We start from the raw sequence: 15,060 nt of genomic DNA, 5'->3' as shown, positions 1-15,060 counted from the left end.
GGGCCCGGGACCAGCGCAAGATTCCCCCGACTGCCGCAGTAATAGGACGTACGGCAATCAGCTCGTCCAGAAGTCCCACCAGCGCGTCAGGATCAGCATTCCGACGATCCCGAGGTGCACCACCGGGAGCACCCAGGTGAATTCGGTGAGGAACGTCCTCAACCCCTCGGGTGCGGGCAGGAACTGACGGCGTACGGCGAACGACGTCACGTACCAGAACAGGACGGTCGTGGCGATCCACGCCAGACAGCACCACAGGCACAGCGCGTTGATCCGGTAGAGCGACTCGACCTGCAGCCACGACACGAACCCGACGCCGAACAGGCAGCCGGCGTCGAAGGTCAGCCAGTACCAGCGGGGGAAGCGGGCGCCGGCCAGCAGGCCGACGCCGACGCAGATCACGACGGCGTAGGCGACCAGGCCGAGCATCGGGTTGGGGAACCCGAAGGCCGAGGCCTGGTCGCTCTTCATGACACTGCCGCAGGACACCACCGGGTTCAGACTGCACCCCGGGGTGAAGTCCGGGTCCTCGAGGAGCTTGAACTTGTCGAGGGTGATCACCCAGGCGGCCAGCAGTCCGGCGGCCCCCGTGATCACCAGCAGCGTGGCGAAGCCGGGGCCGCCGCCCGCGGTCCGGTCCTCGCGGCCGCCGCCCGCCGTCCGTTCCCCACCGCCGCCGCCCGCGGTCCGCTCCATCAGCCGCGCAAGGTGCGGGGCGCCACCACGATGTGCGCGGCCTCGTTCAGGGTCTCGTCGGCGCCCGCGAAGGCGGCCAGCGCCTCGGGGTCGACGGGCTTGCCCGGCTCGCCCTCGGGCCAGGGGCGGGTGGTGAACACGAAGTAGCAGAAGCCGCGTTCCTCGACGGCCGCGAGCCACTCCGGCGGCGGGACGCACTGGGCGCTGAAGCCCGGCATGGTGACGACGGCGGTGCCGGACTCGACGAGCAGGCTGACCGGGAGGCTGGGCCGCGCCTTGCCGTCGACGAGGTCGCCGCCGACCGGCAGGCCGTTGTTCTCCAGCAGTGCCTCCACGGCGGCCGTCGAGCCCTCCGGGCCGGCCGCGCCGTCCCCGAGGGAGTAGGCGAGGAGGTAGGGCATGTCGCCGTCGGGGGCTTCGCCGCTCCAGGCCATCACGACGAGCGTGCCCAGGTCGGGGGCGTTGAAGGGGCGGGTTTCGCTTGAGGTTGAGGTCACCGCGCGACCTTATCGACGCGTCGCCCGGCCTCCGGGCGCCTTCTCACCCGACCGGGGGAGCGCCCGCGCCCGCTCCACACGATCGAGGGAAACGCCTCGAACGGGCTGACAGGACCGGTCCCTTGCGGTGGGCACCGGCCCTGACGGCGCGGAGGGAACCTCAGTGCTGGAGCGGAAGTCCGCCGAGCAGGCCGCTCGAGTTCAGCGTGGTGGTCGCGCCCTTCACGGTGTTGAGCACGGAGTCCTTGTTCTCGGTGTCGAGCGCGTCCGACTGGTGCTGGAGCGGCGCCACGTCGGCGGGCTCGAGCCGGCCGCTGGTGAGCGTGTTCACAGCGCCGTTGAGGCTGGTGGGCGTGACGTCGGCGGTGTTGTAGGCGAACGCGGGCGCGGCGGCACCGGCGAGGGCCAGGGAACCGGCAACTACAGCGGCAGCCTTCAGGGACTTCATCGGGTTCCTTCCTTTCGGCGACGCAGGTCACCGGGGCGAATGCGGACACCGTGCCCAACGATCTCTCCCCCGAGGGGGAAACCCCGCGCGCAGTAATTGGGCTTTCATGAAAAAGCCGTTGTGCCGGCCCGGGAAGGACCGGCACAACGGGATGCCGCGAAGGGGCGGAACTCAGCCGCCTTACGACGCCGGGAGCGGGCTGGTGGGCAGGGAACCCGTCGGCAGAGTCGGCAGGCCGGGCGCGCTCGGCAGCGCCGGCAGCCCCGGCAGGTCGGGCAGCGGCAGCTTCCCGCTCAGCAGCGTGGCGGCGAGGACGTTGACCAGGCCGGTCAGCACACCGGTGACGGCCGGGACGACCTGCGTGACGTCACCGGAGGTGGCGGCCGCGAGCAGCGTGTCGACCGCCTTCTGGAGGCCGGCGAGCGCGTCGGCGACGAGGTCGGCCGGGAGCTTCGCGGAGGCCCCGGCCTTGGAGTCGTCACCGCTCGTCGAGAGCGAGGGGAGCGTGGGCACCGCGGGGAGCGAGCCGGTCGGCAGGGAGCTCGTCGGCGTCTGCGGCAGAGCCGGCGTCGCCGGTACGGCCGGTACGGCGGGCACCGACGGCACGGACGGCACCGCCGGAGCGGCCGGAGCCGCGCTCACCTTCTCGATCGCGGCCTTCACGGCGTCACCGAGCTTGGTCGCCTCCTCCGCCGAGAGCTGACCGTTGTCCGCCTTCAGTACGGCGTTGAGGAGATCGGTGACCGGGGTGAGCACGGCGCCGAGGTTGCCCAGGCTCTGGACCTGGGCGAGCAGCCCGTCGGCGCCGGGGACGGGGGCTTGGGACGCCGCCTGGACGCGGTCGCGCGCCGGCTGGGTCTCGGCCGCCACCGCGGCCGGCCCGGCGAGCCCCAGGAGCAGGGCGCCACAGAGGGCGGAGGAGGCGATGCGCCGGACGGACAGACCACGCATGGGGGTGTTCCTTTCGATGCACGAGGATCTTGGACCCACCGTGGAAGCGCCCCTCGCGCTCTGCAACCGATCGGATACGGCCCGCTCCCGCGCTCGTCCCGTCAACCTCGCGTTCCTCCTGGTGAGGGCCGCATCAAGCGGAGTTGACCGCTCGAACACCCGATCGCCCGTACGGGGGACCGAGTCGGGAGGCGCCACCGGCACACAGAGAACCGGCCGGGCTCCCGTGATGGAGTCACGGGAGCCCGGCCGGCAAAGGGAATGACGTCGACGTCAGTCGTTGACGCACTCGTTGCCGAACGCGGGGTTCAGCAGGCCGATCACGTTGACGGTGTTGCCGCAGACGTTGACCGGGACGTGGACCGGAACCTGGACGACGTTGCCCGACAGCACGCCCGGGGAGTGGGCGGCGGCGGCCTGGGCGCCACTGTCGGCGGCGGCGAGGCCGGCGCTACCCGCGACGGCGGCGGCCGCAACGGTGGTCAGGGCCAGGCCCTTCGCAATACGCGACATGGAGAGCTGCTCCTTGGGTTGACACAAACATCCGGGCGGGGATGCCCGGCGCTGTGTCAACGCGTGGCGGGCTCGGGGGTTGTGCCCCCAATGGGGTGATCTCAGGAGAGCCCCGGCTTCACCATGTCGACACACTTGCCCCCTTTAGCCTGATTAATACGCATAGCGGCTAGTGTTGCGGACCTCCCGAAGCACCCCTATAGGCATCCCATCGCACTCGTAGGGTCCGTACGTTCCGGAAGGGCCACGCCGGTCATGCGCACATCCCCGGGTCCGTCGCCGCGCCGCCCCCTGGCGGCCTCCCCGCCCCTCCTCGCCGTCGGCGGCCGGGGCCGCACGGGTGACTCGCTCACCCTTTCGACGGACCGCCGGGTGGGTGGCGCCCGCCCGGACACCGCCAACCCCCGTACGGACGTACCGAATTCGACCATCGGTGAGCCCGGACCAGCGGCGGGAGGCTGCGAGCCCGCCCATTCGAACACCCTCGGCCACGACTCCGATGTGTTCGATCTCGGCACGGGGCTCGCCTCCGGTGGTGACCAGCTGGCCTTCCGGCTCGTTGCCCAGCGCGACGGGGCGTGGGCCGGTGTGCTCTCCGCCGTCGTCGACGCCCGTAAGTGAGGCGCGTTCCCGCCCCTCTTGAGCACCACCCGTGAGCGAGGAAACCGCGCATGCAGCAGTCAGCCACCGACCCTCGGCCACGGGTCCTGCACCTCACCCAGCCCGTGGACGGCGGGGTCGCCCGGGTGGTGACGGACCTGGCGCGGGCCCAGCTCGCGGCGGGCCTGCACGTCACGGTCGCCTGCCCGGACGGCCCGCTCGCCGGCGCGCTCCGGGCCGTCGGCGCCGACGTGCACCACTGGCACGCGACCCGCTCGCCCGGGCGTGCGCTCCCCCGGGAGGTACGGGGGCTGGCCCGTGTCATCGGCGCGGTGCGGCCCGACCTGGTGCACGCGCACAGCGCGAAGGCCGGGCTCGCGGGCCGGCTCGCGGTGCGGGGCCGGATCCCGACCGTGTTCCAGCCGCACGCCTGGTCGTTCGAGGCGGTCGGCGGGCTCACCTCGGCGCTCGCGCTGCGGTGGGAGCGGGAGGGGGCGCGCTGGGCGCACCGGGTGGTGTGTGTCAGCGCGGCGGAGCGTGCGACCGGCGTGCGCGCCGGGATCGCCGCCCGCTGGAGCGTGATCCCCAACGGCATCGAGCCCCGGCGGTTCCACCCCGCGGCCGTCGGCACCGTACGCGCGACGCTGCTGCCCGAGGTCGATCCGGCGGCCCCGCTCGTGATGTGCGTGGGGCGGCTGTGCCGGCAGAAGGGGCAGGACGTGCTGCTGCGGGCCTGGGAGTCCATCCTCGCGCGCGTGCCCGGCGCCCGGCTGGTGCTGGTGGGTGACGGTCCGGACGCCGAGGCCCTGCGCAGCAGGTCGCCGGAGTCGGTGGTGTTCGCGGGCGCCGTCCACGACATCGTGCCCTGGTACCAGGCCGCCGACCTGGTGGTGCTGCCCTCGCGCTGGGAGGGCATGGCGCTCGCCCCGCTGGAGGCGATGGCGTGCGGGCGGCCGGTGGTGATCACGGACGTCGACGGCGCCCGGGAGAGCCTGCCGCCGGGTCTCGCGCCCCGCTGCCTGGTACCGCCGGACAGTCCGGCCGCCCTCGCGCGCTCCGTCACCGATCTGCTGCTCGACCCGCTCCTGCGCGAGTCGCTCGGCCACCAGGGGCGTCAGCACGTCCTGGCCACCCACGACGTACGGCACACGGCCGGGGCGGTGGCGGACGTGTACCGCGAGCTCCTCGGCGGCGAGTTCGCAGGGCGCCTCGCGCCCACCGAATACAGGGAGTCCATCCACTCGTGACCGCGGAAAGTACCGTCCCCTCGCCCGGCGGACAGCCACGGAATCTGCGATTCTCGCCTGTCTCGCTCATGCCGCCGCGCGGCACCACCACCGGTTTCCGGTTCCCGCTGCGGCGGCCCCCGGCCCGGCCCGCCTCGCCGGTGCCGCTGCTCGCGGCCGACGCCGTCGCCGCGCTGATCGGCGCCACGGCGATGGCCGAGGCGCTGCGCCACCCGCTGCTCGCGGCGGTCCTGGTCGCCGCGTCGATACTGCTGCGCCCGCAGCTGCCCCGGGCCGTGCCGGGCATCCTCGACGAACTGCCCACCGTGTGCGGCCGGATCGCGGTGGCGTGGCTCGCGGTCGCGGCGCTGGTCGCCGCCTACGACCCGCACCTCGCGCTCGGCGCCGGCACGCTCACCGCCGGCTTCCTGATCCAGTCGGCGGTGGCCTGCGCGGGCCGCGGCGCCGTGCACTGGCGGCGCCGCACCGCCCGCCTCGCCCGGCCGCGCGCCGCCCTCGTGGTCGGCCCGGCGGGCACCGCCCAGCGGGTGGCCGCCGCCGTGCAGCGCCATCCGCGGTGCGGGGTACGGCCGGTGGGCATCGTGGCCGACCAGACCGACGGCGGCGACGGCCTCCCGGTGCTGACGACCGGCGAGGAGGTCCAGCGCGCCCTCATCCAGAACGGCGTCCGGGACGTCCTCACCGTGCATCCCTCCGTACGGTCCGAGCAGGGGCCGCTGCTGCGGGCGCTCGCGGAGTCGGGCTGCTCGGTGTGGGAGGTGGACGCGGACTCGCCGTCGTACGAGACCCGCCACCAGCTCGCCGGATTCCCGTGCCGTCGCCTGGACATGGGCGGTCGGCGGCGCGGCAGCGCCGGCAAGCGGCTGCTGGACGTGGCCGTGTCCGGGAGCCTGCTGCTGCTGGTCAGCCCGCTGCTGCTGGTGTGCGCGGTGGTGCTCAGGCTGACCGACGGGCCCGGGGTGGTGTTCCGGCAGGAGCGGATCGGCAAGGACGGCAAGCCGTTCACGCTGCTGAAGTTCCGCACCCACCGCCCGGTCGACGAGCACGAGTCCGCGACCCGGTGGAGCGTGGCGAACGAGATCCGGATGTCGTGGTTCTGCCGCTTCCTGCGCAAGACCTCGCTGGACGAGCTGCTCCAGCTGTGGAACGTGCTGTGGGGCGACATGAGCCTGGTCGGACCGCGGCCCGAACGGCCTTACTTCGTCGCGAAGTTCAGCCAGACCTACCCCGGCTACGCGGCCCGTCACCGGATGCGGACCGGTATCACCGGGCTGGCCCAGGTCAACGGGTTGCGCGGCGACACCTCCATCGAGGACCGGGCCCGCTTCGACAACGCCTACATCGACAACTGGTCGCTGTGGCAGGACATCTGCATCCTGCTGCGCACCGCGGCCTCGCTCGTGCGCCCCACGGGGAGCTGAGCGGCCATGACCCAGGTGACCCAGACCGGGGCCGCCCCGCTCCCGAGCCGCCTGCGCGAACTGCCCCCGGTTCTCCCGGTGTTGGCGGTGATCGCCCTTCTCGCGCTGCCCCTCGGCCCCGGTGGCGAGGGCGGCGCGGGGCCGGCCGACGCCGTGTCCGCGCTGGTGGTGCTGTACTGCGCGCTGCGTCTCGTACGGGAGCGCCGGCGCCCCCTGTCGCGTGTGGCCGTGGCGCTGCTTGGCCTGCCGGTGATCGGGCTCGCCGTGGCCGCGACGGGGGCCTCCTCCCCCGGCGCCGGGCTGGGCGGTCTGGGCCGCTACCTCCAGATCTTCGTGCTGGTCCCGGCGGCCGTGCTGCTGCTGGTCCGCGGCCGGACCGATTTCCGGCTGCTGGCCTGGGCGTTCGTGGGGCTCGCGGGGTGGCAGGGGGCGATCGGGGTGCACCAGTTCCTGACCGGGACCGGCGCCTCCTACCAGGGCGAGGAGATCCGGGCGGTCGGCACCTTCGGGGCGCAGGACGTGATGGGCATGGCGACCGTCGTGTCCTTCGGGTTGGTGTGCGCGGTGGGGCTGGCGCTCGGCGCGGAGCGAACGGCCGTACGGCAGCGGGTCCTTGCCGCGGTCTGCGCACTGGCGCTGCTGGTCCCGCTGGCCCTCTCCTTCAGCCGGGGCGCGTGGATCGCGACGGTGGTCACGATCGTCGTCCAGCTGCTGCTGGCCGGTCTCAGCCGGGCGCTGAAGGTGGGGGCCGTGGTGGCCGCCCTCGGGGTGATCCTCGTCGGGGGCTTCGGGGTCGGCTCGGCGATGCTCCAGGAGCGCGTCGACAGCATCACGCAGGTCACCGACGCGCCGGACCAGTCCGTCACGGACCGGTACACCATGTGGGCGGCGGCCGTCGGGATGTGGCGCGAACACCCGCTGACCGGTGTGGGGTTGAAGGGTTTCCCGGAGCACCGGGACGCCCATGCCTCGCTGGCGCTGTCCGCGGGCAGCGACACGGAGGGGGCGGGCACCGGGTTCGTACGGCAGCCGCTGCTGTCCCCGCACAACATGTACCTGCTGATCCTCGCCGAGCAGGGCCTGATCGGGCTGCTGGCCCTGGCGGGCGGCTGGCTGGCGCTGCTGGTGTGCGGTCTGCGGCGGCTGCTGCGGGTCCGCCGGGCGGGTCGCGGCCTGGACTGCGCGCTGGTCGCCTGCGGGCTGCTGGTCTGGCAGTTGACCGACTTCGCGTACGCCGACATCGGCGGGCCCTCGACGGTCCTGACGGCGGTGTGCTTCGGGCTGGTGGCGTGGTGGGCGCTGGCCTCGCACGGCACGGAGGCGGCCCCGGCCGGGCGAGCGGCCCCGGTGCCTGAACCGGCCGGGAAGGCCGCGGCGCGATGAGGGTGACGGGCCCGCGGACACCCCGGGAGCCGCAGGCCCCGCCGGGAACGCCCGCGACCAGCCGTACGGCCACGGACCCCGCGCCGGCGAGCAGCCGTACCGGCATGGACCCCACCCCCGCGAACAGCCGTGGGGTGACGGGTCCCACCCCCGCGAACAGCCGTGGAGTGACGGGTCCCACCCCCGCGAACAGCCGTACCGCCACGGAGCCCGCCCCCGCGAACAGCCGTGGAGTGACGGGTCCCACGCCCGCGAACAGCCGTACCGCCACGGACCCCGCCCCCGCATCCACCACCGCCCCCGCTCGCGGGAGCGCCCCGCCGGACGGTCCCGTGAACGGCCGCACGACCTCGGCCTACGGAACGGCCCACGCCTCGGTCGGCGCCCGGCCACCCGCGTGGACGGCCCCCCACGGCTCGACCCCCGCCACCGCTCTGGACCCGGTCGCCGCTCCTCGTACGCCGGCCGACGCCACCACCCAGGGAGCCGGTACCTCCCGCCTGTCCACCACGGCCGCCACCGCTTCCCCGGCCCGCCCCCCGCGTCCCCCGGCAACCTCCGTCGACCGTCCCGCCGCCCATCCCGCCGCCCATCCCGCCGAAGGCGAACTCGCCCCCGTCTCACGCCGGTTCCTCGCCAAGGCCACGCTCGTCACCGCCGTGCTCTCCATCGCCGGTGCGCTCCTCGGGCTGGTCCGGGATCAGGCGCTGGCGCGGCTGTTCGGGGCGGGGAGCGAGACCGACGCGTTCCTGGTCGCCTGGACCGTGCCGGAGTTCGCGTCCACGCTGCTGATCGAGGACGGGCTGGCGTTCGCGCTGATCCCGGCGTTCAGCCTGGCGCTGGCCCGGCGGGCGCAGGGTGTCCCCGGCGACCCGGTCCGCGCCCTGGTCGCGTCGACCCTGCCCCGCCTCTGCCTCGCCTTCGTCGCCGTGTCCGCGCTGATCGCCGGCACCGCCCCCTACCTGGTCGAGGCCCTCGCCCCCGGCCTGCCCGACCCCGCCCTGGCCGTCGAGTGCACCCGGCTGACCGCGCTGTGCGTGCTGGGCTTCGGGCTCACCGGTTACTTCAGCGCGGCCCTGCGCGCCCACCGCCGGTTCGTGGCCGCGGCGGCGATCTACGTGGCGTACAACACCGGCATCATCACGGCGATGTTCGCCCTCGGCGGGCACTGGGGCGTGCGCTCGGCGGCGATCGGGGTCGCCGTCGGCAGCGGATTGATGGCGCTGATCCAACTTCCGTCGTTCGTACGGCAATTGCGGCGCCGGAAGCTCGAACAGCCGACGCCCGCCGAGGCCGGCGAGCAGCGGGCCGTGGCCGTCGCCCTCGTCGCGACCGTGCTGCTCTTCGCGCTGTGCCGGCAGTCCCAGGTCCTCATCGAACGGTTCCTCGCCTCCACGCTCCCCGCCGGCGCCATCTCGCACCTGAACTACGCGCAGAAGGTCGCCCAGATCCCGATGACGCTCTCGCTGATGCTGTGCACGGTGACCTTCCCGGTGGTCGCCCGCGCCCTCGCCGACGGGGACGTGGAGCGGGCCCGCGGCCGGGTGGAGCGGGACCTGGCGCTCGCGGCCTGCGTGGTGCTGCTCGGTGCCGCGACCGTGATCGCGTGTGCCCCGCAGATCATCGAACTCCTCTTCCAGCGGGGCGCGTTCACCGGCCGGGACACGGCGGCCACCGCGGACGTCATGCGGGTGTACGCGCTCGGGCTGCTCGGCCAGACCCTCACCGGCTGCCTGGTCCGCTCCTACTTCTCGGCGGGCCGCCCCACCTGGTACCCGGTCTCCGCGATGACCGCGGGGATCGTGGTGACCTCCTGGGTCGGCGCCGGGACGGTCGGCTCCTGGGGCGTCCTCGGGATCGCCGCCGCCAACGCCGCCGGCATCACCGTCACGGCCGCGCTGCTGCTCGCCGGGATGCGCCGCCGCAGCGTCCCCATCCGCACCCGGCGGGTGCTCGCCGAGCTGAGCAGGCCGGTACGGGCGGCGGCGGTCGCGACCCTGGCGGGCGCCTTCACGGCGAGCCGCCTCGAGGACCCCCTGACCGGCCTGGCCGCCGGCGCCGCGACCGTGCTGACCGTGTTCTGCCTGCTCGCCCACGCCCTGGGCTCCCAGGGACTCGCACCGGTACTCCAGTCCGTCCGCTCCGTCACACGAAGGCTCACTCATGGCCGCAGCCACTGAATCCACTCCGTGGATCGCGATGTACCACTCGGTGGGCGACTGCTCCGAGGACCCCTACCGCGTCACCGTCACGCCCGACCGCCTCGACCACCAGCTGTCCTGGCTGCGCCGCCGCGGTCTGCGGGGCGTCTCCGTGTCCGCGCTCCTGGCCGCGCCCAGCCGCGAGGGCCTGGTCGGGCTCACCTTCGACGACGGATACGCCGACTTCCTCGACCACGCCCTGCCGGCCCTCACGCGCCACGGCTTCGGCGCCACCCTCTTCGTGCTGCCCGGCAGACTCGGCGGCGACAACGCCTGGGACCCGCTCGGCCCGCGCAAGCCCCTGCTCACCGCCGACGGCATCCGCGAGGCCGCCGACGCGGGCGTCGAGATCGGCTCGCACGGTATGACCCACCTGGACCTGACGCGGGCGGACGACATCACGCTCAAGTCCGAGGTCGTCGAGAGCCGGGCCACGCTGGAGGAGCTGACCGGCGCCCCCGTCAGCGGGTTCTGCTACCCGTACGGCACGCTCGACCAGCGCGCCGTGGACACCGTCCGGGACGCCGGATACACCTACGCCTGCGCCATCGACCCCGGCGGGATCAACGGCCCCCTCGCGCTGCCCCGCGTCCACATCGGACAGCACGACACCGCCGTACGCCTGTATCTCAAGTACCGGCTGCACCGGCTGCGCCGCCGTCCCGTCGAGGGGATCTGAAGTGCGGGCGCTCCATGTCATCACCGGTCTCGGGGTGGGCGGTGCCGAGCAGCAACTGCGGCTGCTGCTGCGGCACCTGCCGGTCGACTGCGAGGTCGTCACGCTGACCAACCCGGGCGCGGTCGCGGACGGGCTGGTCGCCGACGGCGTGCGGGTGACCCACCTCGGGATGGCCGGGAACCGGGACCTCGGGGCGCTGCCCCGGCTGGTGCGGCACATCCGGTCCGGGGGCTACGACCTCGTGCACACCCACCTCTACCGGGCCTGCGTCTACGGGCGGCTCGCGGCGCGGCTCGCGGGGGTGCGGGCGATCGTGGCCACCGAACACTCCCTCGGCGACTCGCAGATGGAGGGCCGCAGACTCACCAGGGGGGTGCGCGGTCTCTACCTGGCCAGCGAGCGCCTCGGCCGGTCCACGGTCGCCGTCTCCCCCACGGTCGCCGCCCGGCTCCGGCGCTGGGGCGTGCCCGCGCCCCGGATCGCGGTCGTGCCGAACGGCATCGACCTGGACCGCTTCCGCTTCGACCCGGCACGCCGGCTGCGCACCCGGCGGCGGCTGGGGCTGCCCGAGACGGCGTACGTCATCGGGGCCATCGGGCGGCTGCACCCGGGCAAGCGCTTCGACGTCGTGATCCGCGCCCTCGCCCAGCTCCCCGAGATCTGCCGGCTGGTGCTGGTCGGCGGCGGTCCCGAGGAGCACAACCTGCGGCGCACCGCGCACGAGGCGGGCGTCGCCGACCGGGTCCTGTTCACCGGCGAACGGCCCTACGTCCCGGATGGCTCCCCGGGCCCCGACCTGCCCTCCCTCACCTCCGCGATGGACCTGCTGGTCTCCCCCTGCCCCGAGGAGGCCTTCGGGCTCGCGGCCGTCGAGGCGCTGGCGGCCGGGCTGCCCGTGCTCTACGCCTCCTGCCCGGCGATCGAGGACCTGCCGCCCGAGACCACCGGCGCGGCCCGCCAGGTCGCCTGCGACGCCACGGCGTTCGCCCGTGCGGTGGCGTCCACGCGGGCGCACGACACCGGCCCGCGCACCGCGCCCGAAGCCGCCCACCACTACAGCATCACCCGCAGTGCCGCCCAGCTGATGGACGTCTACGCGGCCGCCGTGGCCGCTCCTTCCGTGTCCCCGTCATCCCAGGGAGCAAGTTCCTCATGACCACCACCGACCTTCCCGCCGCCGCCCGCCGCCCCTCCCCGCCGGCCCGCCTCAAGGCCCTCCCGCCGTGGTCCCTGATCGCGGCCGGCGTCCTCGTCGGCGGCCTGCTCGGCGGCGGCTACGGCCTCGCGAAGCCGCCCGCCTACACCGCCACGGCCTACGTCGTCGCCGTGCCGACCGAGAAGTCCGACCCAGCGTCCGCGCTCGGCTTCGCGCAGGCCTACGGCCGGGTCGCGACGCAGCTGGCGGTGCTCGGGGACGCCCAGGTGTGGGCCGGGGTGCCGGTGAGGACGCTCAAGGCCAGTGTCCGGACGGCGACTTCGCCGGACGCCCCGATGGTCTCCATCACGGCCACCTCCGCCCGCCCCGACCTGGCCGCCGACATGGCCAACGCGGTCTCCCGCGCGCTGACCCGGCACGCCAACGACACCAAGAGCGCCACCAACGTCGAGCTCCAGCAGTTCGCCCGCGCCACCAAGCCCACCGAGCCGTCCTCCGCCTCCCCCGCGGTGACCGGTCTGGTCGGCGCGAGCGCGGGCGGCCTGCTCGGCGGCCTGGTCCTGCTGGCCCGGCCCCGGCGCGGGTCCGGCCGGGACGAGGGGCGCCCGGCGTCGGTGCCGGCCCCCGCCGTGGCCGCCGAAGCCCACGGACAGCTGTGACGTACACGACCCGTCTCGTCACCGACGAGCGGTCCTTCGCCGAACTCGGCCCCGAGTGGGACGGGTTGTACCGCCGCTGCGAGGCCGCGACCCCGTTCCAGAGCCATGCCTGGCTGCACTCCTGGTGGCTCTCGTACGGCAGGCCGGGCCGCCTCAGGCTGGTCCTGGTCCGGCACGAGGGCGAGCTGGTGGCCGTCGCCCCGCTGATGCGGGTGGGCCGCCCGGTGCCGTCCCTGGTGCCGCTGGGCGGGGCGATCTCCGACTACGGGGACGTCCTGCTGGACGACGAGCGGGGCGAGGGGGCGGTGGCCGCGCTCACCGAGGGCCTCGCCCGGGCGGCCCGCACCGCGCTGGTCGACTTCCGCGAGGTGCGCCCGGGCGGCGCGGCCGAGCGGATCCACGACCACTGGAGCGGCCCCCGGCGCCGGGTCGGCGACTCGGTGTGCCTGGAGCTGCCTGCCGTACCGATGGACGAGCTGGTGGCCCGGCTGCCGTCCACGAAGGCCCAGCAGCGGGTGCGCGCCAAGCTGCGCAAGCTGACCTCGCTCGGGGTCGAGCGGCATGTCGTGGAGCCGGACGAGGTGGACAAGGCGCTGCGCCGCCTGATCGAACTGCACCAACTCCAGTGGCAGGGCAGGAAGGTGACCTCGGAGCATCTGCGGCCGCGGTTCCGCGACCACCTGGTGCGCGCGGTCGGGCCGATGGTGGCCTCCGGGGACGCGGTGGTCACGGAGTTCCGGCTGGACGACGACGTGGTGGCCGTGGATCTCACCCTGCTGTCGCGGCGGCTCGCGGGCGGCTACCTGTACGGCGCCCATCCCTGTCTGCGGGAACGCAAGGCGGACGTGGCGGTGATGCTGCTCGACGCGTGCACTGAACACGCGCGGGGCACGCTGAGCCTGCTGCGCGGCAACGAGCCGTACAAGCAGCACTGGCGGCCCGAACCGGTCGTGAACCAGCGGCTGTTGCTGGCGCGGACGCACACGGCCCCGCTGCTGACCGCGGTCGTCTGCGACGTGGCCGCGCGGCGGCGGGGCAAGGAACTGCTGCTGCGCTGGAAGAGGTGGAGGGAGCGAGCCGGTGGCGGCAGGTCCTGAGGGGGCCTGCCGCCACCGGCCGGTGCGGCTAGCGGTTGCGCGAGTACCAGTCGAAGCGCAGGCACAGCTTCCCGCCGAGCCAGTACTCCACCCAGTCGCCCAGTTGCAGCGGCGAGCAGTTCGGCGGGGTCGTCGGCGTGGTGGGCGGCTTCGTGGGCTCGGTGGGCGGGGTGGTGGGCGGTGTCGTCGGGTCGGTGGGCTTGGTCGGTTCCGTGGTCGGCTCACCAGTACGGCCGAACAGCACCGACCGGTAGACCTCGGACGACTTGGGGTTGTCCGAGCACTGCCACACGCCGTGCGGGCAGTAGTCGGTGAGCGTGTTGTACAGCGGCTTGTGCTCGTCCATCCAGGCGAGCATGCGCTTCATGTACTCGGCGTTGTCACCGTTGCGGAAAAGGCCCCATTCGGGATACGAGATGGGCTTTCCGTGGGCCTTCGCGAAATCGACGTGCGCCTGAAGGCCGTAGGGTTCCTTGATCTGCTCGTCGAAGGTGATTCCCGACGGCTGGTCGTAGGAATCCATGCCGATGATGTCGACGGTGTCGTCGCCCGGATAGCACTGGGTCCACGGAATGGCGTCCCGGCCGCGCGTCGGATTGAAGTCGAACTTGAACTTCTGGCCCGGGATCGACCGCATGGTGGTGACGATCCTGTTCCAGTACGTCTTCCAGGCCGTCGGGTCCGGAGCGCAGCGATGGGAGTACGTGGTGCCGTTCATCTCCCAGCCGAGCACGATGACCGTGTCCGGCACCTTCAGGTCGACCAGGCGCTGGGCGAGGACGCGGTAGTGCTCGTCGAACTGGCCGGCCGCGCCCCGGCGCAGCAGGTGGCGGACCTGGTAGTCGGAGAGGTGTTCCTCGTTGCGCTCCATCATCGGGACGTTGAGGACGAACATCCGGTCGGCCCGCCCGGTGCGCCACTTGGCCCAGCTGTCCAGGAAGGTGGGCCTGCCCTCGATGTTGCTCCAGCGGTCACCGGGCAGATAGGTGTGCCCGACGCGCAGGTCGGCGTCGCCCAGCCAGCGGCTGAGCTCGGTCATCCGGGTGACACCGTCGGGGCCGTAGTCGAGATAGGCGCCGAAGGCGGGGACGTCCTCGGGCATGACGGGTTCCACCGGCTTCACGGGTTCCACCGGGGTGACGGGGACCGGCGTGACGGGATCCGGGGTGAGCGCCGGAGCGGGTGGCACGGCGGGGGCCGGCGGGACCTCGGGGACCGGGGTGAGCGCGGACGCCGGAGCGGGAGGATCTCCGACCGCCCCCACGGCGAAACCCGGGCCCGACGCCAGGGCGGCCGACGCGGCCACAGTCACCGCGATGAACGCCAGTCGGCCGGTACGAGCCCGTCTGTGCTGTGAGTCCATTCCTGCTCCTTTCTCCACTCTCGCGCTTTCCGGACGGTCTTTCGGCCGACTGTCACGACCTGATCGCACGACTAACTGACACTCAGTCATATCAATATGAATTCCGCCACCGTGCCTACGGCTTTCGAGTGCCGCGATGGTCCGCACGA

At 73.6% G+C, this 15,060-nt stretch carries 15 protein-coding genes; 9 read left to right on the top strand and 6 right to left on the bottom strand.

Translation table 11 applies throughout. From position 1 onward, the window contains the following. Nucleotides 1-57: 57 nt before the first annotated feature. The 5 genes from OHN19_RS27990 to chpG form a co-directional block, all read right to left on the bottom strand. Nucleotides 58-696, bottom strand: a complete 639-nt coding sequence (locus tag OHN19_RS27990; protein WP_330266846.1) for a vitamin K epoxide reductase family protein — start codon at nucleotides 694-696, stop codon at nucleotides 58-60. Next, complete coding sequence (locus OHN19_RS27985) at nucleotides 696-1,193, bottom strand: DUF5949 family protein (protein WP_330266845.1); 498 nt, start codon at nucleotides 1,191-1,193, stop codon at nucleotides 696-698. Before OHN19_RS27985 ends, OHN19_RS27990 begins: the two co-directional genes overlap by 1 nt. A gap of 160 nt (nucleotides 1,194-1,353) precedes the next feature. Further along, nucleotides 1,354-1,641 (bottom strand): hypothetical protein, encoded by a 288-nt coding sequence (locus tag OHN19_RS27980; RefSeq protein WP_330266844.1) that lies wholly within the window; start codon nucleotides 1,639-1,641, stop codon nucleotides 1,354-1,356. Nucleotides 1,642-1,821: 180 nt separating this feature from the next. Further along, complete coding sequence (locus OHN19_RS27975; protein WP_330266843.1) at nucleotides 1,822-2,592, bottom strand: hypothetical protein; 771 nt, start codon at nucleotides 2,590-2,592, stop codon at nucleotides 1,822-1,824. A 273-nt stretch (nucleotides 2,593-2,865) separates the two neighbouring features. Continuing rightward, complete coding sequence (gene chpG / locus OHN19_RS27970) at nucleotides 2,866-3,105, bottom strand: chaplin ChpG (RefSeq protein ID WP_330266842.1); 240 nt, start codon at nucleotides 3,103-3,105, stop codon at nucleotides 2,866-2,868. A gap of 255 nt (nucleotides 3,106-3,360) precedes the next feature. Here chpG and OHN19_RS27965 point away from each other — a divergent pair, with 255 nt between their 5' ends. From OHN19_RS27965 to OHN19_RS27925, 9 genes are all read left to right on the top strand, one after another. Continuing rightward, nucleotides 3,361-3,726 carry a hypothetical protein gene (locus OHN19_RS27965; protein ID WP_330266841.1) on the top strand — a complete coding sequence of 122 codons (366 nt, stop codon included), beginning with the start codon at nucleotides 3,361-3,363 and terminating at the stop codon, nucleotides 3,724-3,726. Nucleotides 3,727-3,776: 50 nt separating this feature from the next. Further along, nucleotides 3,777-4,952 carry a glycosyltransferase gene (locus tag OHN19_RS27960; RefSeq protein WP_330266840.1) on the top strand — a complete coding sequence of 392 codons (1,176 nt, stop codon included), beginning with the start codon at nucleotides 3,777-3,779 and terminating at the stop codon, nucleotides 4,950-4,952. After that, a complete protein-coding gene (locus OHN19_RS27955; RefSeq protein ID WP_330266839.1) occupies nucleotides 4,949-6,373 on the top strand; it encodes an exopolysaccharide biosynthesis polyprenyl glycosylphosphotransferase in 1,425 nt (474 codons plus the stop codon). Before OHN19_RS27960 ends, OHN19_RS27955 begins: the two co-directional genes overlap by 4 nt. Nucleotides 6,374-6,379: 6 nt before the next feature. Further along, nucleotides 6,380-7,756: an O-antigen ligase family protein gene (locus OHN19_RS27950; protein ID WP_330266838.1), complete on the top strand. Its 1,377-nt coding sequence runs from the start codon at nucleotides 6,380-6,382 to the stop codon at nucleotides 7,754-7,756. A 434-nt stretch (nucleotides 7,757-8,190) separates the two neighbouring features. Continuing rightward, nucleotides 8,191-9,936 (top strand): murein biosynthesis integral membrane protein MurJ, encoded by a 1,746-nt coding sequence (gene murJ, locus OHN19_RS27945; protein WP_419249582.1) that lies wholly within the window; start codon nucleotides 8,191-8,193, stop codon nucleotides 9,934-9,936. Then, nucleotides 9,920-10,636, top strand: coding sequence for a polysaccharide deacetylase family protein (locus tag OHN19_RS27940; protein ID WP_330266836.1), 717 nt, complete (start codon nucleotides 9,920-9,922; stop codon nucleotides 10,634-10,636). The genes murJ and OHN19_RS27940 overlap by 17 nt, the downstream gene beginning before the upstream one ends. Nucleotide 10,637: 1 nt before the next feature. Next, the gene (locus OHN19_RS27935) at nucleotides 10,638-11,792 is read left to right on the top strand and encodes a glycosyltransferase (RefSeq protein WP_330266835.1); all 1,155 of its coding nucleotides are present in this window, start codon (nucleotides 10,638-10,640) and stop codon (nucleotides 11,790-11,792) included. Further along, nucleotides 11,789-12,451, top strand: coding sequence for a lipopolysaccharide biosynthesis protein (locus tag OHN19_RS27930; protein WP_330266834.1), 663 nt, complete (start codon nucleotides 11,789-11,791; stop codon nucleotides 12,449-12,451). The genes OHN19_RS27935 and OHN19_RS27930 overlap by 4 nt, the downstream gene beginning before the upstream one ends. Continuing rightward, complete coding sequence (locus tag OHN19_RS27925; protein ID WP_330266833.1) at nucleotides 12,448-13,548, top strand: GNAT family N-acetyltransferase; 1,101 nt, start codon at nucleotides 12,448-12,450, stop codon at nucleotides 13,546-13,548. Before OHN19_RS27930 ends, OHN19_RS27925 begins: the two co-directional genes overlap by 4 nt. Before the next feature lie 28 nt (nucleotides 13,549-13,576). Here the strand turns inward: OHN19_RS27925 and OHN19_RS27920 are convergent, their stop codons facing one another. After that, entirely contained in the window at nucleotides 13,577-14,911 is a 1,335-nt protein-coding gene (locus OHN19_RS27920; protein WP_330266832.1) for a glycoside hydrolase family 26 protein, read from the bottom strand. Nucleotides 14,912-15,060: the final 149 nt, after the last annotated feature.

The organism is Streptomyces griseorubiginosus (genome assembly GCF_036345115.1).
In the GTDB taxonomy this organism is placed as follows: domain Bacteria; phylum Actinomycetota; class Actinomycetes; order Streptomycetales; family Streptomycetaceae; genus Streptomyces; species Streptomyces griseorubiginosus_C.
Note: the sequence above shows the minus strand (reverse complement) of the source record. Positions and strands in the feature narration are given on the sequence as shown.

Excerpts from the sequence above, each read along its gene's own strand:
- OHN19_RS27990 (WP_330266846.1), bottom strand. The coding sequence starts at position 696 with ATGGAGCGGACCGCGGGCGGCGGCGGTGGGGAACGGACGGCGGGCGGC.
- OHN19_RS27980 (WP_330266844.1), bottom strand. The coding sequence starts at position 1,641 with ATGAAGTCCCTGAAGGCTGCCGCTGTAGTTGCCGGTTCCCTGGCCCTC.
- OHN19_RS27975 (WP_330266843.1), bottom strand. The coding sequence starts at position 2,592 with ATGCGTGGTCTGTCCGTCCGGCGCATCGCCTCCTCCGCCCTCTGTGGC.
- chpG (WP_330266842.1), bottom strand. The coding sequence starts at position 3,105 with ATGTCGCGTATTGCGAAGGGCCTGGCCCTGACCACCGTTGCGGCCGCC.
- OHN19_RS27965 (WP_330266841.1), top strand. The coding sequence starts at position 3,361 with ATGCGCACATCCCCGGGTCCGTCGCCGCGCCGCCCCCTGGCGGCCTCC.
- OHN19_RS27960 (WP_330266840.1), top strand. The coding sequence starts at position 3,777 with ATGCAGCAGTCAGCCACCGACCCTCGGCCACGGGTCCTGCACCTCACC.
- OHN19_RS27950 (WP_330266838.1), top strand. The coding sequence starts at position 6,380 with ATGACCCAGGTGACCCAGACCGGGGCCGCCCCGCTCCCGAGCCGCCTG.
- OHN19_RS27940 (WP_330266836.1), top strand. The coding sequence starts at position 9,920 with ATGGCCGCAGCCACTGAATCCACTCCGTGGATCGCGATGTACCACTCG.
- OHN19_RS27930 (WP_330266834.1), top strand. The coding sequence starts at position 11,789 with ATGACCACCACCGACCTTCCCGCCGCCGCCCGCCGCCCCTCCCCGCCG.
- OHN19_RS27920 (WP_330266832.1), bottom strand. The coding sequence starts at position 14,911 with ATGGACTCACAGCACAGACGGGCTCGTACCGGCCGACTGGCGTTCATC.